Source organism: Methylobacter sp. S3L5C (genome assembly GCF_022788635.1).
In the GTDB taxonomy this organism is placed as follows: domain Bacteria; phylum Pseudomonadota; class Gammaproteobacteria; order Methylococcales; family Methylomonadaceae; genus Methylobacter_C.
On sequence record NZ_CP076024.1, the window covers coordinates 2,408,385 to 2,426,585 of the forward strand.

Annotated in this window: 18 protein-coding genes and 1 tRNA gene; 16 read left to right on the forward strand and 3 right to left on the reverse strand. The window is 43.2% G+C overall.

The features are described 5' to 3' along the window. Positions 1–46: 46 nt before the first annotated feature. From KKZ03_RS10695 to KKZ03_RS10730, 8 genes are all read left to right on the forward strand, one after another. A complete protein-coding gene (locus KKZ03_RS10695; RefSeq protein WP_243216864.1) occupies positions 47–1,894 on the forward strand; it encodes a TonB-dependent receptor domain-containing protein in 1,848 nt (615 codons plus the stop codon). Positions 1,895–1,945: 51 nt separating this feature from the next. Continuing rightward, a complete protein-coding gene (locus KKZ03_RS10700) occupies positions 1,946–2,524 on the forward strand; it encodes a hypothetical protein (protein WP_243216865.1) in 579 nt (192 codons plus the stop codon). A gap of 129 nt (positions 2,525–2,653) precedes the next feature. After that, positions 2,654–3,793 carry an ABC transporter permease gene (locus KKZ03_RS10705; protein ID WP_243216866.1) on the forward strand — a complete coding sequence of 380 codons (1,140 nt, stop codon included), beginning with the start codon at positions 2,654–2,656 and terminating at the stop codon, positions 3,791–3,793. After that, the gene (locus KKZ03_RS10710; RefSeq protein ID WP_243216867.1) at positions 3,790–4,572 is read left to right on the forward strand and encodes an ABC transporter ATP-binding protein; all 783 of its coding nucleotides are present in this window, start codon (positions 3,790–3,792) and stop codon (positions 4,570–4,572) included. The genes KKZ03_RS10705 and KKZ03_RS10710 overlap by 4 nt, the downstream gene beginning before the upstream one ends. Beyond that, positions 4,565–5,479 carry an MlaD family protein gene (locus tag KKZ03_RS10715; RefSeq protein ID WP_243216868.1) on the forward strand — a complete coding sequence of 305 codons (915 nt, stop codon included), beginning with the start codon at positions 4,565–4,567 and terminating at the stop codon, positions 5,477–5,479. The genes KKZ03_RS10710 and KKZ03_RS10715 overlap by 8 nt, the downstream gene beginning before the upstream one ends. Continuing rightward, positions 5,476–6,045, forward strand: a complete 570-nt coding sequence (locus tag KKZ03_RS10720; protein WP_243216869.1) for a hypothetical protein — start codon at positions 5,476–5,478, stop codon at positions 6,043–6,045. Before KKZ03_RS10715 ends, KKZ03_RS10720 begins: the two co-directional genes overlap by 4 nt. Before the next feature lie 110 nt (positions 6,046–6,155). Continuing rightward, on the forward strand, positions 6,156–6,491 hold the full coding sequence (locus KKZ03_RS10725; RefSeq protein ID WP_243216870.1) for an ASCH domain-containing protein: 336 nt from the start codon (positions 6,156–6,158) through the stop codon (positions 6,489–6,491). 200 nt (positions 6,492–6,691) lie between these two features. After that, positions 6,692–6,781, forward strand: a tRNA-Ser gene (locus tag KKZ03_RS10730). A 191-nt stretch (positions 6,782–6,972) separates the two neighbouring features. Here KKZ03_RS10730 and KKZ03_RS10735 read toward each other — a convergent pair. Together KKZ03_RS10735 and hslO are read right to left on the reverse strand one after the other, a co-directional pair. Continuing rightward, a complete protein-coding gene (locus KKZ03_RS10735; RefSeq protein WP_243216871.1) occupies positions 6,973–7,800 on the reverse strand; it encodes a helix-turn-helix domain-containing protein in 828 nt (275 codons plus the stop codon). Between the two features lie 11 nt (positions 7,801–7,811). Beyond that, positions 7,812–8,681: an Hsp33 family molecular chaperone HslO gene (gene hslO, locus KKZ03_RS10740; protein WP_243216872.1), complete on the reverse strand. Its 870-nt coding sequence runs from the start codon at positions 8,679–8,681 to the stop codon at positions 7,812–7,814. 98 nt (positions 8,682–8,779) lie between these two features. On the opposite strand from hslO, the gene msrA reads away from it, so the two are divergent. The 8 genes from msrA (at position 8,780) to KKZ03_RS10780 (ending at position 17,193) form a co-directional block, all read left to right on the forward strand. Beyond that, positions 8,780–9,412: a peptide-methionine (S)-S-oxide reductase MsrA gene (gene msrA / locus KKZ03_RS10745; RefSeq protein ID WP_243216873.1), complete on the forward strand. Its 633-nt coding sequence runs from the start codon at positions 8,780–8,782 to the stop codon at positions 9,410–9,412. A 282-nt stretch (positions 9,413–9,694) separates the two neighbouring features. Continuing rightward, entirely contained in the window at positions 9,695–11,077 is a 1,383-nt protein-coding gene (locus KKZ03_RS10750) for an ATP-binding protein (protein WP_243216874.1), read from the forward strand. Beyond that, entirely contained in the window at positions 11,055–11,603 is a 549-nt protein-coding gene (locus KKZ03_RS10755) for a response regulator transcription factor (RefSeq protein ID WP_243216875.1), read from the forward strand. The genes KKZ03_RS10750 and KKZ03_RS10755 overlap by 23 nt, the downstream gene beginning before the upstream one ends. Positions 11,604–11,674: 71 nt before the next feature. Next, positions 11,675–12,316: a uracil-DNA glycosylase gene (locus KKZ03_RS10760; protein WP_243216876.1), complete on the forward strand. Its 642-nt coding sequence runs from the start codon at positions 11,675–11,677 to the stop codon at positions 12,314–12,316. 277 nt (positions 12,317–12,593) lie between these two features. Then, positions 12,594–14,573 (forward strand): poly-beta-1,6-N-acetyl-D-glucosamine N-deacetylase PgaB, encoded by a 1,980-nt coding sequence (pgaB, locus tag KKZ03_RS10765; protein WP_243216877.1) that lies wholly within the window; start codon positions 12,594–12,596, stop codon positions 14,571–14,573. 12 nt (positions 14,574–14,585) lie between these two features. Continuing rightward, positions 14,586–15,914: a poly-beta-1,6-N-acetyl-D-glucosamine synthase gene (pgaC, locus tag KKZ03_RS10770; RefSeq protein ID WP_243216878.1), complete on the forward strand. Its 1,329-nt coding sequence runs from the start codon at positions 14,586–14,588 to the stop codon at positions 15,912–15,914. Then, positions 15,911–16,363: a poly-beta-1,6-N-acetyl-D-glucosamine biosynthesis protein PgaD gene (pgaD, locus tag KKZ03_RS10775; protein ID WP_243216879.1), complete on the forward strand. Its 453-nt coding sequence runs from the start codon at positions 15,911–15,913 to the stop codon at positions 16,361–16,363. The genes pgaC and pgaD overlap by 4 nt, the downstream gene beginning before the upstream one ends. Before the next feature lie 11 nt (positions 16,364–16,374). Beyond that, positions 16,375–17,193 (forward strand): hybrid sensor histidine kinase/response regulator, encoded by an 819-nt coding sequence (locus tag KKZ03_RS10780; protein WP_243216880.1) that lies wholly within the window; start codon positions 16,375–16,377, stop codon positions 17,191–17,193. Here KKZ03_RS10780 and KKZ03_RS10785 read toward each other — a convergent pair. Continuing rightward, on the reverse strand, positions 17,190–18,110 hold the full coding sequence (locus tag KKZ03_RS10785) for a diguanylate cyclase domain-containing protein (RefSeq protein WP_243216881.1): 921 nt from the start codon (positions 18,108–18,110) through the stop codon (positions 17,190–17,192). The two genes, KKZ03_RS10780 and KKZ03_RS10785, sit on opposite strands and share 4 nt — an antisense overlap. Between the last annotated feature and the right edge of the window lie 91 nt (positions 18,111–18,201).

Here is an 18,201-nt window from a genome sequence, read left to right on the forward strand (position 1 = left end):
GCTGTTATTACTTAATCTTTATGCGCGGGCGGCGCAGGGGACAATCATGCAAAAAATTATAGCGGGTTCATTATTACTCGTGGGTTTTAATGCACAGTCACAAGCACAACAAAATTCCAAAGATAATTCATTAGAACTACCTAATATGGTAGTTACTGCAACCAGAACCGAGACCCCTAAAAATCAATTGGCAACTGCAGCCACTGTTTATACCCGAAAGGATATTGAACGGTTACAGATTAACACCTTGCCTGAATTGCTAAAAGGCACCACCGGGATTGATATGACTCAACAGGGTGGTTACGGAAAAACCACGAGTATATTTATGCGCGGGACCAATTCCGATCATGTTCTTGTGCTGATTGACGGTATTAAAGTCGGTTCTGCCTCTTTGGGAACCACTCCTTTTGAATTTATCCCCATTGATCAGGTTGAGCGGGTGGAAATCATTCGGGGACCTCAATCAAGTTTGTATGGCTCGGAAGCAATAGGTGGGGTTATCCAGATTTTTACCCGTAAAGGTAGTCAGGAAGATAAGCCCAGTGTCACGTTGGATGCCGGTGGTGGTTCTTACGATACTTACCGGGTTGCCGGTACGGTGAGCGGTAAATGGAAAAATAACTGGTATACCTTGGGTTCGTCAGGCTTAGGTTCGCATGGTTTTAATTCACAGCAAGCAACGCCGGGGCCTTACGGTGTTAATCAGCCAGATAACGATGGTTACAATAATGCGGCAGTAAACGCACGCGTTGGCCACCGTTTTGATAAAAATAATACTGAAGTTGAAGCATTTTTTATGCGGGCGCAAGGGACAACAAATTATGACGGTAATTATCAAGATAGAACCAACTTCATAGAGCAGGTTGCCGGAACAACAGCCAGTATGGATCTAATGAAAAACTGGCGCTCAACCCTGCGTTTTGGGCAAAGTCAGGATGATGGCGATCAGTTTGCGCCAGGCGGTTCATTTTCCAGTCAATTTAACACTGCTCGCTGGAATGCCAGTTGGCTCAATCAGTTTACTTTATCGGATAAGCACCAACTGACTGCCGGTTCTGATTATCGGCTGGATGAAGTGACCAGTTCAACAATTTATAATGTTGACTCTCGTTATGATGTTGGGGTGTTTACCGAGTTACAGAGCAAGCTGTGGGATGATCATTTTGTTAATGCCTCAGTACGTTTTGATGATAATCAATCTTTTGGCAGTTATGTGACGGGGAGTGTAGGTTGGCGTTATAACTGGAATTACGGTGTTAGTTTGCTGGCAAATTTTGGTAATGCCTTTAAAGCTCCCTCTTTTAATGATCTTTACTATCCAAATTATGGTAATCCCACTCTGAAGCCGGAAGAATCAACCTCGTTTGAAACCGGAATTGCCGGTAATCATGATTGGGGGCAGTGGGAGGTTCGGGCTTATCACACTAATATCGATAATTTAATTACCCCAACGATGGATCCCGTCACTTATAATTTTACGGCAGAAAATATCGGTAAAGCTCAAATTCAAGGTATAGAGACTGAAATTGGCACCCAATTAATGGGCTGGAACGGTAAGTTGAGTATGAACCTGTTAAACCCTCAAAATAGGGAGACTAATGCCCGATTACCTCGTCGAGCTGATCAAACCCTGGCTTTTGATTTATCCAAAACTTTTGGGTCTTTTGATCTGGGCGCTAATGTGATGGCGCAAGGCAATCGCTTTAATAATCTACAAAATACTGTTGAGGTAGGTGGTTATGTTACGGCTGATTTACGGTCGGCTTATCACATTAATAAAAACTGGATACTAAACGCCAAATTAAACAATCTACTGGATAAACAATATCAACTAGTTGATACTTATAACACAGCAGGTAGAAACTTTTTTCTTTCAATCCATTATAATAACTAACAGTCTTTCGCCAAGGACGGCTTTATTTTTAATTCACCACATTATAAAACTATGAACATAAAACAATGGCTGCATGCCGAGTATTTACCAATAGCCCTGATTGCGTTGATGGCGCTGACACGTTTTCATCATTTTGGTGATGTACTGCATCTTCCTGATGCTTCATTAGCGGTCTTTTTCTTTGCCGGTTTTTATCGTAAAAAAGCCTTGCTGGGCTTCTTGTTGGCGTTGGCGGCATTGATTGACACCATCGCTATTGAAAACGGTACCAGCGGCTGGTGTGTTTCGCCTGCTTATGTCTTCCTTATTCCTACTTATACTGTCATGTGGCTTGCCGGTCGTTACTGTGCAACCTTTAAAGCAATGAAAATTGCGGAGTTGACCAAGTCTGTCGGTTTGTTAACACTGGCCGCATCTGCCGCATCTGCCGCATTTGCCATTTCCAATGGTAGTTTCTATTTATTTTCAGGTCGTTATGCAGACTTGTCGTGGGGGCAATATTTCTCACGGATAGCACAATATTACCCGTCCTATGTGGGCGCTACCTTAATTTATGGGGTTGCCGGTTACGTTATTGTTAAGTTAATCAAATTATTGCCTGAGCTTCAGTCTGGTCATAAACCGGTTTAAATCAGTCTATAGATTTTTAGATAAATAACTTTTATATCAACAGATAATATCTCTTTAAGAGATGTTATCTGTATGATCTCACTGTTTTAAGTAGCTGGTCGACAGTATTTATTTAAGTCATCCCCTCCCATGATTGAGACTGAAGCAAGTCCTGATTTACCTCCCAATCTAACAGTCGTTACGTGTGATGATGCGCAGTCAATTGTCATATTAACCGGCTGCTGGAATCTTTGTAACCTGGCCATAACGCCTGGTCTGCAACAAAAAATAAGCCTCAACGCCATTAATAAAACGGCACAATGGGATCTGCTTACTGTTGATAAACTCGATAGTATGGTCGCTTTGATTATCTGGCAAGCTTGGGGACAATGCATACCGGAACTGTTACGGATAAAACCCGAACATCAGCGCTTATTTGAGCGCTGGCAAGCGCAGAGTATGCCTGTTGCCGAACCTGTAGAGTCTCGTTTCAGGCGTTTTTTTAACTATTTTCAGCAATTAATTTGGGGCTTTTGGGCGCAATTATTGAGTCTGGTAACCATGTTGGGTCAACTGGTTCTGGATTTTGGTTATCTGTTGCGCCATCCACATGAAATTCCCGTTTCTGAAATTTCCATTACCATTTATGATGCCGGTGTTAGAGCTTTAGGAATTACTGCACTCGTGGGCTTTTTGATTGGAGTCGTGCTGAGCTATCTATCGGCCTTGCAATTAAAAACTTTTGGTGCAGAAATTTATATTATTGATATTCTTGGCTTAAGTATTATTCGTGAGCTGGGACCCTTATTGGCGGCTATTTTGGTCGCGGGTCGCTCAGGTTCCTCAATGACTGCCCAAATTGGTATTATGCGCGTTACTGAAGAGTTGGATGCCTTATCGGCAATGGGTATTGCCCATTCTTTGCGGCTGATTTTGCCAAAAGTATTGGCACTAACGATAGTCATGCCGCTTTTAAGTGCATGGACCAGCGCAGCGGCATTGATAGGTGGAATGTTTTCGGCGCAAAATACCCTGGATATCAGCTATCAGCAGTTTTTTCTTAAATTGCCTAATGTGGTGCCGTTACTCAATGTGTTTATTGGTTTGGGTAAAGGGGCTGTTTTTGGTTTTATGATTGCGCTGATAGCCTGTCATTTTGGTTTCAAAATTAAACCGAACACCGAAAGTTTGGGCAGCGAAACGACTAATTCGGTAGTGGCATCAATTACCGTAGTGATTATGATTGATGCGATATTTGCCATTTTATTTATGGGAGTAGGAATGCCATGAGCCAATTCGATGCGATACGTTTGGAACATGTTTACACCCGTTTTGGCGATAAAATTGTTCATGAAGACATTAATCTGAGTCTGCAACAGGGCGAGATATTGGGTTTGGTAGGTGCCTCGGGTTGTGGTAAAACAACCTTGCTACGTGAACTCATTGGTTTGCAATTACCCAGTCAGGGCGAAGTGTTTGTTATGGGGCAATCTTTAACAAACGTGACTGCTGATCATTGGCTGCATTTGCGTAGTAATTGTGGTGTGTTATTTCAAAAAGGCGCCTTATTTAGTGTGTTGAATGTTTTTGATAATATTGCCTTCCCCTTGCGGGAACTGGGCTTTAAGGATGAAGAATTAATTAAACGTATCGTATTTATGAAGCTGTCAATGGTAGGCTTGGCTGATCATGATGCCTGGTTAAAACCTGCCGATCTGTCTGGCGGTATGATTAAGCGCGTAGCACTGGCTCGCACCATGATTTTGGAGCCAGGTTTATTATTACTGGATGAGCCAACCTCGGGATTGGACCCTATTTCGAGTGAAGATTTTGTCAGCCTGTTATCCGAATTGCATCAAGCTCATTATTTTACGGTAGTGATGGTCACTCATGATTTGGATATTCTGCGAGACTTATGCACCAAGGTCGCGGTACTGGCAGATAATCAATTGGTTGCTTTTGGAACGCTGGCTTCAGTGTTAAGTTGTCAGCATCCGTTTATTGAAAAGTTTTTTTACAATAAACGGGCGCAACGGGTATTTCAATATCAAGAGGCGACTCATGGGTAGAGACAAGCATGCACTGGTCACCGGTCTTTTTTTGATTGTTTTTGTGGTGGGCATAACCTCGATCATTTATTGGATAGGGCATTTTGAAAGGGAACGAAATATTTATGTTATTTCAACCCTCGAATCTGTTTCAGGTCTTAATCCTGAATCAACGGTTTTTTATCGGGGTATTGCGGTAGGAAAAGTGACCAAAATTCTGTTTGATCCCAATGACACGGGCATTATTCTGGTTCCGATTGAAGTCGATAAGGACATTGTTTTTACCAAGGGAGTTTTTGCGACCTTACGCTTAAAAGGAGTAACCGGTTTGACCCAGATTCAATTGGAGGATTCCGGTACGTTACCCGCTGTTTTGGAGCCTGGCGACGATCCCTTGTCCCGTATTCCTTTAATGCCTTCGATGACGGATAAATTGATGAGCTCAGGGGAAGAAATTTTGCACAAAGCCGATAACTTAATGGTGCGGCTAAGTTCGTTATTAAATGCGGAAAATGAAAAAAATATTGGCGATATTTTAGGTAATTTAAGTGTTTTAACTGACAAACTTTCGGATTTACGAAAAAGCGTTGACAAGGCGCTAGCCGGTATTCCTGCATTAACCACAGATAGCCAGAAAACCTTGAGCCACATTAATTCACTAACGCACGATTTACAGAGTTTAACCGGCGACGTGCAAAAACTTAGTGTAAAAGCAGGCAATCTGGTTGATACCGGTGAGACTGCCAGTGATCTATTGATACAATCCACCTTGCCGAAAGTTAACAAATTACTTACTGAATTGCAATCAACAGCACAACAGGTAAAAAGAGCAGCCACGATGTTGGACAATAATCCACAAGCATTATTGCTGGGTCCGGATCACCGTAATTCGGGGCCGGGCGAACCGGGTTATAAGGAGCCCGAATGAAGCATTTACTTAATCGTTGCGTATTGTTTTTCACATTATTACTTGGGGCTGGCTGTAGTGTTTCACCGAAACATCCGGTATTGCATGATTTTGGTTTGCCTGTTTCGGTTGCCAACGCCAGCATTACCAGCAAGCCGACTAATGAACTAATGGTTACTGTTAATGCACCAACATGGCTTTGGGATAATCGCATTCGTTACCGACTCCTTTATGCATCACCCACTCAAATAGGTTTTTATGCGCTGGATCTCTGGATTGCTTCGCCACCAGAATTGCTTGAGCAGCTATTGGTCTCTGGTGGGAAGACACAAGGCTACTCTTTAATTATCCGCTTACATGATTTTGAACAGCAATTTGCTGCACCGGATAGGGCTAAAGTCGTGCTACATTTCTTTGCAGAAGCTTATGCCAACGATAATAAGAAAAAAATGGGTACGCAGGAATTTTATTTTGAACAACCAACGGTAACAGCAGATGCAGCGGGTGCCGTTAACGGTTTTGTTGGTTTAACCAGACAAGCCACTGACCAGATTCAGATTTGGCTGGCAGGATTACCCGGTAAATAATAAAGCGCTGCTGCTGTCAGGAGGGTTTTGTCAAAGGCTGACTTTACAAAAAGTACGCCTTTATTTAGCTGGTGTACAATGAGTCAATTTTAATTCAGATGGAGCCCGTAATGGACGCTTACCCAGAAAAAACTTGTTCAATAGACCGCTTGGTTACTCACCCAAAACTTGTCGCAGCTACAATAGCCGGTATAAAAACCCAGCAGCGTCGTGATGGTATTTATGGCTTGCCTGGTGAAACCTTTGATCTGGAAGGCATGACTTTTGTGGTGACTGATTTAACGCGCCAGCGCTTGGGGGATATGACTGATGCTCATGCGATAGCAGAAGGCTATCCGAATCTTGAAATGTACAAGGATATTATTTTAAGGATGCATGCCGGGATGACGTGGGAGGTCGATAGTTTGGTATGGGTTCATACTTTTGCTGCCAAAATCGATAATTAGCCGAACATTTTTCTGTCGATACTGCTTTGTTGTATTTAAAACAGTAGGTTTTTTCAGCGTTGATAAGTAAATAATTGGTATACTTATCAATGGCCTGAGTTGTAAGTTTAAAATAAAAAATGTTATAAACAGGTAACGATACGGAAAAACGAATAAAAAATTTGATTTTTAAAACTGATAGGTTATTATAGCTGGCTTGTGGAGAGGTGGCTGAGCGGCCGAAAGCGGCGGTCTTGAAAACCGTTGAGGGTTTATCCCCTCCCAGGGTTCGAATCCCTGCTTCTCCACCATCAATCAATGACTTATGTCAAACTAAACCAGCTTTCATGCTGGTTTTTTTATGTCTGTTTCCTTAATCACCATAGACTTTTAGGAATTAAACCTCTAATTCATGCCTCTGTAAGCGTCAAAATTATATATCCGAGAATCTATAGGGTACGAAATATCGGTAATAATTAAACTTATAGGCTTATTTTATTAGTTATTGTGTCCTTTTCCATCGGGTTTGTGAAAATTCCAGCGCCTCCTGAATGTTTAAATCGCGGGTTCCGCCACCTGTTCTTACATAAAGTTTTAGTGTGTTGCCTTGATTTAAAAATACCGGTCTGTCTGAGGGTGAAACAATTAATCGGCATATGGCATTAGTCTCGATCACATGAAACAAGATTTTGATATGGGTACATAAGTCGGTGCCAAGGTTGGCTGCGATTGCCGTCATTATGGTTTGTTCAAAGCCATCCTGGTTCTGCTTTTTAAGGGTTTGAAAATCGTTTTCCAGGCCAATAATTTGGCCATCGTCGGCTACTCCAATCAGCAATGTTCCACCCTCATGACTATTCAGAAAGCCGGCCAAGGACTTGAGCACTACCCCTTCCAGCTGCCGATTGGTTCGTGATTGTTCTATATCCCAGCGAAAGGTTGACTTAAATTCCAGTAAAGGTCCTTCACCTTGCTTAATAATTAACGGTATATCTTTATGCAGTTCTATTTTTAACAGCTCAATTCGCCGTAAGCGCCCATGCAAAAAACTGTATATGCCGATGGTTAATAAGCCCAGCATTGCGCCAATTTCTGCATAAAACAGCATCAGGTCATTTTGAAAAACATTACCATTTAACAGCTCTTTAAGCTGACCCGACATATAATCGAGTGAAGAGGTTGCATCATCGGCATATACTTTGGAGTTAACATAATCATAACTTGGCGCCAACACCAATACGCCAATAATGGCACCTATCATGGCGGCAACAAAATAGAGCTTTAGTTGTTCCTTCCAAAGGGACAGCATTAATAGAAAAAATCGTCTCATATTATCAGTAATTAATGGCGTGTTTCAGAAGGATTAAGTGTATTTTCTGTAGACAACAAGGTCTCTACATCAACCCGATCAAAAAGGTATTGCTCGCCGCAGAACTCACAACAGACTTTAATGGAATCTTGCTCGGTTAAGATGTCTTGCAACTCTTCTTCGCCTAAAGCGCGTAGGGTTCTCTCAATTCTTGGCCGGGAGCAGACGCACTCAAATTTAACAGGTTCAGCATCAAATAGTCTGACTTCTTCGGCATTAAATAATTTGTACAGGATATCTTCGCAGTCTAATTCGAGTAATTCTTGTTCAGTGACCGTGTTCGCCAGTATTTCAATACGCTCCCAATCATCCTGCTCGTTATCTTGCGAAGGTAATTCTTGTATTAATAAGCCTACTGCATGGGTTGCATTGGCAAATAACCACAGGCGGGTTTTAAGTTGTTCGGATTGTTCAAAATAAACCTGTAAGGCATCAGCTAAATTACTGCCTTCCAGCGGCACGACACCCTGATAAGGCTGGGCATTATCGGGTTCAATTGTTAACACCAGGCGCCCCTGTCCAAACATGGTTTCCAATGAGCCATCAGGAATATGGTCATTGCTGCGAATTAAACCGCGTATTTTTTGATCATCGGTCGACTGTGCAACCAGCGTTTTAAAGTCACCATCACCTTGTGCCTGAAGTATCATCGAGCCTTTAAATTTAACGGTTGCCGATAACATAACAACAGCGGCCAACGCTTGTCCCAGTTGTAGTTGCGCGTTTTCAGGACCTTGTTGATGCTGTTTGGCACCTTGCCAGCTTGTTGTTAATTTGACCCATTCGCCTCTGACGCCTAAATCTTCAAATATAAAACGGCGTAATAAATCTTGCTCTATCATGATTCTCTCCTTGAAAGTCTGTGCTTTGTTATAATCAAAAATTCCAGTAAGATAAAATACAACTCTTTCTGATCTATCCTACCAAAATACCATAAGCCATGATTTTTTCATCAAAAAAGCTTACTTTGCCTGAACTCTCTCAAGCATTACCTGGCAGAGATACGCCAATACACATTATTAATAAACATTTTGTAACAGGCAATTCTATTGCCCCGCCTTTTCCTGAAAACCTGCAGCAGGCAGTGTTTGGCATGGGTTGCTTTTGGGGGGTTGAGCGAAAATTTTGGCAATTTCCCGGCGTTTTTAGCACGGCAGTTGGCTATAGTGGTGGTTATACGCCCAATCCGACTTATGAGGAAGTATGCACCGGACTGACAGGACATAACGAGGTGGTAAAAGTTATTTATGATCCGGCATTAACCTCTTATGATAAATTACTTCGCCTGTTCTGGACATCACATAATCCAACCCAAGGCATGAGCCAAGGCAATGATAGTGGGACACAATACCGCTCCGGAATTTATACTGACGGACAGGAACAGTTGGATAAAGCGCTTGAATCAAAAGAATACTACCAGCATTGCCTTACCTTGGCAGGTTTTAATGAAATAACCACAGAGATTATGTCGGCTGGTATTTTTTATTATGCCGAAGATTATCATCAGCAATATCTGGCCAAAGAACCTATGGGTTACTGTGGGTTAGGTGGCTTGGGCATCGATTTCGATTAGGGACTTACAGCATCAGGCAATGCCTCACTGCCATTAAGTTAAGAAATAAGGAATCAAAAAACATGTTTTTTGACTACCCATCATATAGTGACTGCTGGAGTACAAACCTAGGTTTGTACTCCATGTAAAAGCTATTTCAGCGCTTAATTTAATGGCAGTGAGGCAATGCCTTGAACGATGTCGTTTGTTGCCGCAGGCGGCGCATAAAGGTATCAGGATAAATCCTGTCCCTTTATAGCTTGCACCTCTTTTTCTTGAAATTTCTTAACAACCCTACAAAAAATGCTTGCACACATATCACCAAAATCACAAATTTCTGATCGAAAAAATCTTAAGTGGCTGTTTATACTCAGAAACCTGATGATGCTCAGTGAGATAATACTCATTGTTTTATCTGTCTATGGTCTGCATATTAATTTACCGGAGCAACAGCTCTGGCTGGTAGTCATGTCAACAGGTGCCGTTAACCTTTATACGTCAATGCGCTTGCAGACTGATGTGCCGGTTACCGAGCTGGAAATTTTTTCGCAGATATCCATTGATGTTTTTGCAATTGCCGTATTGTTATATCTGACAGGAGGTGCTTCAAATCCAATCACATGGGTGTTTTTGTTACCCCTTATTATTACCGCCATCATGTTGCCTCAGGATTATGCCTGGTATATGGTGATTTTAACGACCTCGCTGTATACGATGTTAATTGCCTTTAATATCCCTCTACCATCTATAGAGCCGCATATGCCTGATCCGCAGATGCAGATTTCAGATATGGAGAGTTATCGAATGCTACAAAATACGCATGTCATGCATGATAAAAGCTATTTTAGTCTGCACATGTTTGGCATGTGGTTTGGTTTTGTTTTTAGTGCCGGTTTAGTCGCATTTTTTGTTGTTGAGTTGGCCAGAACCTTGCGCGATCAGGAGCGTAGTCTGGCTGAGGCCAGAGAAAATGCCTTAAGGGACGAGCGTGTGGTTGCCTTGGGTACTTTGGCCGCCAGTGCCGCCCATGATATGGGAACGCCGTTGGGCACTATTATGATAGTCGCTCACGAGTTGGAGCAGGACTATCCAAGCCATCGTTACCCGGATTTACACGAAAAAATGTTGATTATGCAACAACAGCTTAATCGTTGTAAGGAAGCGTTATCGGTGATGTCGGCATCGGCAGGTGAAATGCGTGCCGAATCTGGTGGAGTGATACTGTTGACTGATTATATTGATGATGTCATTAATCAGTGGCGCACTCACAAGCCGGGAGCAAAACTAAATTTTTTTATTGATCCTAATGTTGCCAAAGACGCTAAAATAATTGCTGAACGCACCTTAACGCATTCGCTGATTAATGTTTTAAATAATGCTGCCGAGGCGTCACCTATTGAATTGGGGATAGAATTTCATGCAACATGGGATTTAGATCATATGACGCTTAAAATTCGGGATTTTGGCCCCGGATTTCCTCCAGAGATAGTTGAATTTGTCGGTAAACAACCGGTAGTCAGCAAAAAACGTGGATTAGGTGTAGGATTGTTTTTAACTTATTCCACGATCAATCGCTTAGGCGGTAAAATTAACCTTTATAATAGTGACTCAGGTGGTGCCTGTGTGGAAATCACTCTCGCCCTTTTAAATACAGAGACTAATAATGACCATCCTGGAAATGGATAAACCCCGACTGTTGCTTGTCGATGACGATGAAACTTTTTGTAGCGTATTAAAATCGGCACTGGAAAAAAGAAATTATGAAGTGCTGGTTGCTACCAATGTAACAGAGGGAATGCTGCTGGCGGAGCACAATCTACCTGAATATGCCGTGATTGATCTGCGTATCGGTTATGAATCCGGTCTGGAGCTGGTAAAAAAGCTGATTTCTTTGGATGATAATACGCAAATTGTTATGCTGACCGGTTTTGCCAGTATTGCCACAGCCGTTGAGGCCATAAAACTCGGTGCCATACATTATTTAACAAAGCCCGCTAATGCGGATGAAATTGTTAGTGCGCTTAATAAAAATGAAGGCGATTCGTCCGTATTGATTAGTGAGAATCCCTTATCAATAAAGCGCCTGGAATGGGAGCATTTGCAGAAAGTCTTGATGCAACATGACGGTAATATTTCAGCCGCCGCCAGAGCACTCAACATGCACAGGCGTACCTTGCAAAGAAAACTGGATAAAAAGCCGGTGAGAGAATAAGTTGGGTTACGTTAACCGAACTAACACAGCGTACCTTTTACCTTGAACCTTTCGCCTTTTGCCTTAACAACATGTATTCAAAAGAAATATTCGATCAGGATTGCCGGCAATGTAAGCGGCTGGATGATTTTTTGTGTCAGGTAAAGCAAAAATATCCCGATTATCATGCGCGGCCGGTAGCGCCTTTTGGCGATAAAGAGGCCTCTTTACTGATTGTTGGTTTGGCTCCCGGAATGCATGGTGCCAACGCTACCGGACGACCATTTACCAAAGATTATGCGGGCTTGCTGCTTTATGAGGCGCTTTATGAGTTTGGTTACAGTAATCAAAGACTATCTGAATCCCTCGTAGACGGCCTTAAACTTAAGCGTTGCCGTATTACCAACGCAGTTAAATGTCTGCCTCCGCAAAATAAACCAACAGGCGGTGAAATTAATCAATGTAATCAATTTTTGGCGGCGGAGTTAAAAACCCTGCCGGAACAGGCGGTGATATTGGCCTTGGGTACGGTAGCTCATCAAGCGGTATTAAAAGCCTGTAATCTAAAGTTGAGTAGTGCGGCCTTTGCCCATAATGCCCAACATAGCTTGCCGGGTGGATGCACCTTGGTTGATTCTTATCATACTAGTCGTTATAACGTACAAACCAAACGCCTCACCAAAGCCATGTTTTCTGATGTTTTTCGCAGTATTAAGCTGTTATTGCCAGATTGATAAAAGCTACCGTCCACGAAATACACGAAATACACGAAAAGCACGAAAAAATTCAAAGAGATACCAAGCTGTAAGCCTTTGCCCAAAGGATGATTGGTTGTGCAACGCAATAATCTGATTTATTTCATTTCGCCTGAAATGACCTGTTTTAGGTTTTTATGGATGAATTACTGTTCAGGATAAAGTTTTTTTTCGTGTCTTTCGTGTTTTTCGTGGACAATTTGTTTTTATCCATCTGGCATTATTCAAAGTGGCTTACACGTTTTTCAGTTAAAATATGCGCAATATCACTGGTAAGTTTTGCAATTTGGATGACATGACTTTTTTTACCCCTGTTACTGCAGTTAATTACGTTAAAAAACTAAGTTGTTTGATTTTCCTGATTGGTTTTTTTGGCACTGTATCAGCCAAAGAGCATCAATTTCTGGTTCTTAATTACCATGATATCGTTGGAGCGGAAGGTGCCAAGCCGCCTTTTAACGCTATGGATGTCAGTATCGATCATTTTGAAGAACATCTGCTGTGGCTGAAAAAAAACGGCTACCTGATTATCAGTATACAAAATATCCTTGATGCCGCAGCAGGCAAGGTTGAGTTACCTGTTAAAGGTGCGCTGCTGACCTTTGACGACGGCTATCAAAGTTTTTACACCCAGATCTTTCCGCTATTAAAAAAATACCATTATTCAGCGACAGTTGCCTTGGTGGGAACATGGATGGACGGTAATGTCACGGCCAACGATCCGGGTAAACCATTACTCACTTGGGAACAGGTAAGGGAACTGGTGCAGTCCGGTTTGGTAGAAATTGCCTCACACAGTTATGACCTGCATAAAGGCGTGTTGGGCAATCCGCAAGGCAATAATCAGGCCGCGGCTGTTACCCGAATCTATGACGATCCGATGCTGGTTTACGAAACTGACGAAGAATATCATTTACGTATCAATGCTGCTTTGTTGAAAAGCGCCGAGTTTATTTTCCAACACGCCGGTGTAAGGCCCCGGGTTATGGTTTGGCCGTATGGGGAATATAATCAAATGGCCGTGCAAGCCGCGCGTGAAGCCGGAATGCCAATTACCATGCGGCTGATGGACGGCTTTAACACGCTGGCGGACATCAGTGCCGTGCGGCGCTTGATCATGGTAGATAACCCTGATGTTAAACAATTTGCAGAAATTATTACCGGGTTGCGCGCTGACAGGTCTTTGCGGGTAGCACATCTTGATATGGATTATCTTTATGATAAAGACCCGGAGCAACTTGAGCGTAATCTGGACGTAGCGATACAACGTATTAAAGACATGCATATTAATACGGTTTATTTACAGGCGTATGCTGATCCTGATGGCGATGGTAATGCCGAGGCGTTATATTTTCCTAATCGACATTTACCGGTAACGCAGGATTTGTTTAATCGGGTTGCCTGGCAATTAAAAACAGTTGCCAGAGTGAAGGTTTATGCCTGGATGCCGATTATGGCTTACAAAGGCGAAGCCCCGGAATCTTGGTATGTTCAGGAATGGCGAGACGGCAAGGCACAAAAATCCAGCCATATTTATACCCGGCTATCACCGTTTAACCCGGAAGCCCGTCAGTATGTGGCTGAAATTTACGAAGATTTGGCCAAATATTGTAATTTTGATGGCATCTTGTTTCATGATGACGGGATTTTATCCGATTACGAAGATGTATCACCGCCAGCCTTACGTTTTACCAAAGAGGTTTGGGGGCTATCTGATCAATTTGAGCAGTTACATGCGACCAGCGCAATGCGCATGGTTTGGGCGCAACATAAAACTGATTTAATTAACCAGTTTACCGATGAGTTGGCGAGTCGGGTACGTATTTATCGACCGGATATAAAGACGGCGCGTAATTTTTATGCATTGCCTTTATTAAAACCCTATAGTGAAGAATGGTACGCGCAGTCTTATCAGTCATTTTTGGCGCATTATGATTATGTGGCCATTGAAGCCATGCCGTTTATGGAAGAGGCCGAAAAGCCCTTGCAGTGGCTCGCACAATTGGTAAAAGCGGCGGCTAAATACCCGGAAGGTCTTAAAAAAACCGTATTTGAGCTGCAAGCAGTCAATTGGAAAACCCAAGAGAAAATTCCGATGCCGGTATTTATTGAACAACTGGAATTATTGAAAAAAACAGGTGTAAAGCACATTGGCTATTATCCTGACAATATTTTTACCGATCAGCCGCGCTTGGTGGATTTACAACAACATTTCTCGCTGCATGCCCGGCCATAGTCACAATAAACCATGAATATTTCATTGCAGAACATTTTTGCCATACTCCAAAGCCAATGGCATTATTTTGTGCTGGCATGGCAACCGCTAAATGGTCTTACCGAAGGATTTATTTATTACTATCCTTTGTTTATGGCTTATATCTGGATGTTTGGCGCGATTATTTTTTATTTCCGCTATGAATGGCATGAGCAGGCTGATAGCGAACATTTGCCTGCATTAACTGACTATCCTCCCGTTTCTATTTTGGTGCCCTGTTATAACGAAGGGGAAAATGTTCGTGAAACTATCGAGATTTTGCTACGGCAGAAATACCCTGCGTTTGAAATTATTGCCATTAATGACGGTAGTAAAGACAACACGCTGGCGATATTGCAAGAGTTGGCCTTGCAACACGCCCAGCTTCGGGTGATAAATTTGGCGACCAACCAAGGTAAGGCCATGGGCTTGCGCACGGCGGCATTATTGGCCAACAGTGAAATTCTGATTTGTATTGATGGCGATGCGTTGTTGGCTCCGGAAGCCGTTGCCTGGATGGTGCGACATTTTCTTGAGAATCCCCATGTCGGCGCGGTGACTGGCAACCCACGCATACGCAATCGCTCGACGCTATTGGGCCGCATTCAGGTCGGCGAGTTCTCTGCCATTGTAGGCATGATCAAGCGGGCGCAACGGTCTTACGGTAAAGTATTTACCGTGTCTGGGGTTATAGCGGCATTTCGTAAATCCGCCTTGTACGATGTGGGCTTTTGGAGTAACGATATGATCACCGAAGATATCGATATTAGCTGGAAGTTACAGCTGGCTGGCTGGTCGATTTATTTTGAAGCCAATGCCTTATGTTGGGTATTGATGCCGGAAACCCTGGAAGGCTTGTGGAAGCAACGAGTGCGCTGGGCCCAAGGTGGAACGGAAGTATTGCTGCGTTATTTTCATGCCTTGTTCCGCTGGTCATCGCGTGGCATGTGGCTGTTATATGGTGAATGTTTAATCAGTATCATCTGGGCATTTTTGATACTGGTACATCTACTTTACGTGCCGGTAGAGTTATTGACTGAATCGACCAGGCAATCGTTACAAGATTTAAGCCCAAGCTGGACCAGCATGTTGCTGAGTCTGACCTGTTTGATACAGTTTGGCGTCAGTCTGTTTATAGATTCACATTACGAATCCAAAACCGGTGGAGTCGCGCGTTATTATTACTGGATGGTCTGGTATCCTCTTGTTTACTGGTTGATCAATGTCGGGACGACAATTGTTGGCTCGATCAGGGCGATAAAAAAGAAGCGTGGGCAGCGGGCAACATGGGTTACCGTCGATAGAGGCTTACGACATAAATGAAAGGTTACATTATCAATGCACCGCAGTTACAAAGCCTGCAAAAACGCGCTGGTGCTTTATTTGCGTGGGCTATTTGCTGGGTGATGTGGATTTACTTGTTGGTCCCCTTGGTTACGTTAAGTAGTTGGGTGCTGGGGGATAAACAGATGATCAACGAAATGCGCTGGTTTGGCGGTTATAAAAGTCTGCTGGAACTCATGGAAATTTATGTCGTAACCTTGTTGATTATGCTGGCACTTTGGCTGATCTGGATTTTTTATCGACGTTTACGGAGCAGGAGGATCTTACCCGCAGCACATAAAACGGTTAGCGATGCCGAACTGTGTACATTTTATCAAGTCAAGGCGGATGAGTTGCAACAATGCCGAAAGGTGTCAATGATTAGCGTTTATTTTGATGATCACGGACATATTGTGCAACTTGATCCTCATATAAACCGGCAGCGGTAAAGGAGAAAATTTTGCTTTTGTTTACAGATCCATCATCGGAAAATTTGGCAGTGCCAAGTGCTCATTTGTTATTGGTAGAAGATAGTTCGATTAACCAACTAATAATCAAGACCATGTTGCATAAGGGCGGCCATAGTGTTGACATAGCAGATTGCGGTATGGCTGCCATTAAAGCCGTATCAGCTACCCGTTACGATTTGATTTTTATGGACGTATCCATGCCTGATATGACGGGTATGGAAGCTACACGACGTATTCGTCAGTTGGGTGGTGCGGAAGCTACCGTGCCGATTATTGCCATAACGGCTCATGCTTTCGAAGACTATAATGCAACGTGCCTGGCGGCGGGCATGAACGGTTTTATCACCAAGCCGGTTGGCAAAAAAGACTTGTTGGCTTTGGTAGCGCAATGGTGCGGTAGCGCAACGCCAGGTGTTAGCGCCCAATCAACTATAACTGTCGAGCCGGTTGTGGGTAGTATCGAGCTGTTGAATGAAAAGGTGTTACAGCAATTTACTGATGATTACAGCATGGTTGGCGTCCCTCAGTTGTTACAACTTTCCATGACTGAGTTATTAAAGCGTAGTGACAAGATAAAGTGTGCCGTAGATCAGCGTGACTTAACCGCGTTGGGCTTTGAAGCCCATACTTTAAAAAGCGGTGTGGCACTTTTGGGTGCGTGGCCTTTGCATACGTTAGCCGTGGATATGGAGGCATCCAGTCATGATAACAAGATGGCAGCGACATTGTTGCTGGCAGAGCAATTATTGCCTTGTCTTGAGGCAACAGTAGCGGCGCTGGCCTTGCGAATTAACAAGGAAATTGCCTAAGACAGCTGTTGATCAACAATGAGCCGATTACGTCCTTCATGTTTGGCCTGGTAAAGTGCAACATCTGCCTGTTGCAGCAAGTTTTGCCAGGTTGTATGCTGATTCAGATTTAGCGTAGCCAGTCCCAAGCTTACAGTGACATGGTCTGCTACCGGCGAGTCGGCGTGGGCAATGCCCAAGTCACGGATACTGAGCAGTATCTGTTCGGCCAGATTGATGGCTTGTTCCTGAGGGACTTCCGGTAACAGGCAAACAAATTCTTCTCCGCCCAAGCGGGCGACCATGTCGCTGGCCCTGCGTATGGTGCTGACGAAGCTGTTGGCGATAGCTTTTAAACACTTGTCTCCGGCGGCATGTCCATAATGGTCGTTATAACGCTTGAAGTGATCCACATCAACCATAATAAGGCTGAGTGGTTTATCATAACGTAAGGCCCGATTCCATTCATTTTGTACAACCGTTTCAAAATGACGCCGGTTGGGAATACCGGTTAACATATCGGTGTCTGCCGTAAGTGCCAAACGATCACAATGTGCTTTAAGCTGTAACTGGGCAGTCACACGCGCACGAACAATGTTAGGGTTTATCGGCTTGGTAATGTAATCTACCGCACCTACAGAAAAGCCCCTGGTTTCATGTTCTTCATTATTTAGTTCGGTAACGAAGATAACAGGAATATGTTGGGTATCGATTTGTTGCTTGAGTTGCCGGCAGGTCTCGTAACCGTCCATTTCCGGGAGTCGAATACTTAGCAGGATTAAATCCGGTTGCACGTTAACAGCGATAGTTAGTGCTTGCAAACTATTTGTGGCAGTAAACAAGCGGTATTCAGCTAAAGCGGAAACCAATGTTTCCATATCCCGGATTGAATCATCGACGATTAGCAGGCTCGGTTGTATTTTAAAGCTTTTGATCATCAACGGGTCTACTCAGAAAAAGCGATAAGGTAAAGGTGCATTAAATAATATAGACACTAAAACACTGCTTTTTGGCAATTGTGCATTTTTT

What these genes read in the sequence shown, in the direction of transcription:
- KKZ03_RS10705 (WP_243216866.1), top strand. Translation starts at nt 2,654, where the DNA reads ATGATTGAGACTGAAGCAAGTCCTGATTTACCTCCCAATCTAACAGTC.
- pgaD (WP_243216879.1), top strand. Translation starts at nt 15,911, where the DNA reads ATGAAAGGTTACATTATCAATGCACCGCAGTTACAAAGCCTGCAAAAA.
- KKZ03_RS10725 (WP_243216870.1), top strand. Translation starts at nt 6,156, where the DNA reads ATGGACGCTTACCCAGAAAAAACTTGTTCAATAGACCGCTTGGTTACT.
- KKZ03_RS10710 (WP_243216867.1), top strand. Translation starts at nt 3,790, where the DNA reads ATGAGCCAATTCGATGCGATACGTTTGGAACATGTTTACACCCGTTTT.
- pgaB (WP_243216877.1), top strand. Translation starts at nt 12,594, where the DNA reads ATGCGCAATATCACTGGTAAGTTTTGCAATTTGGATGACATGACTTTT.
- KKZ03_RS10735 (WP_243216871.1), bottom strand. Translation starts at nt 7,800, where the DNA reads ATGAGACGATTTTTTCTATTAATGCTGTCCCTTTGGAAGGAACAACTA.
- KKZ03_RS10695 (WP_243216864.1), top strand. Translation starts at nt 47, where the DNA reads ATGCAAAAAATTATAGCGGGTTCATTATTACTCGTGGGTTTTAATGCA.
- KKZ03_RS10720 (WP_243216869.1), top strand. Translation starts at nt 5,476, where the DNA reads ATGAAGCATTTACTTAATCGTTGCGTATTGTTTTTCACATTATTACTT.
- KKZ03_RS10785 (WP_243216881.1), bottom strand. Translation starts at nt 18,110, where the DNA reads ATGATCAAAAGCTTTAAAATACAACCGAGCCTGCTAATCGTCGATGAT.
- hslO (WP_243216872.1), bottom strand. Translation starts at nt 8,681, where the DNA reads ATGATAGAGCAAGATTTATTACGCCGTTTTATATTTGAAGATTTAGGC.
- msrA (WP_243216873.1), top strand. Translation starts at nt 8,780, where the DNA reads ATGATTTTTTCATCAAAAAAGCTTACTTTGCCTGAACTCTCTCAAGCA.
- KKZ03_RS10750 (WP_243216874.1), top strand. Translation starts at nt 9,695, where the DNA reads ATGCTTGCACACATATCACCAAAATCACAAATTTCTGATCGAAAAAAT.
- KKZ03_RS10755 (WP_243216875.1), top strand. Translation starts at nt 11,055, where the DNA reads ATGACCATCCTGGAAATGGATAAACCCCGACTGTTGCTTGTCGATGAC.
- KKZ03_RS10760 (WP_243216876.1), top strand. Translation starts at nt 11,675, where the DNA reads ATGTATTCAAAAGAAATATTCGATCAGGATTGCCGGCAATGTAAGCGG.
- KKZ03_RS10700 (WP_243216865.1), top strand. Translation starts at nt 1,946, where the DNA reads ATGAACATAAAACAATGGCTGCATGCCGAGTATTTACCAATAGCCCTG.
- KKZ03_RS10715 (WP_243216868.1), top strand. Translation starts at nt 4,565, where the DNA reads ATGGGTAGAGACAAGCATGCACTGGTCACCGGTCTTTTTTTGATTGTT.
- pgaC (WP_243216878.1), top strand. Translation starts at nt 14,586, where the DNA reads ATGAATATTTCATTGCAGAACATTTTTGCCATACTCCAAAGCCAATGG.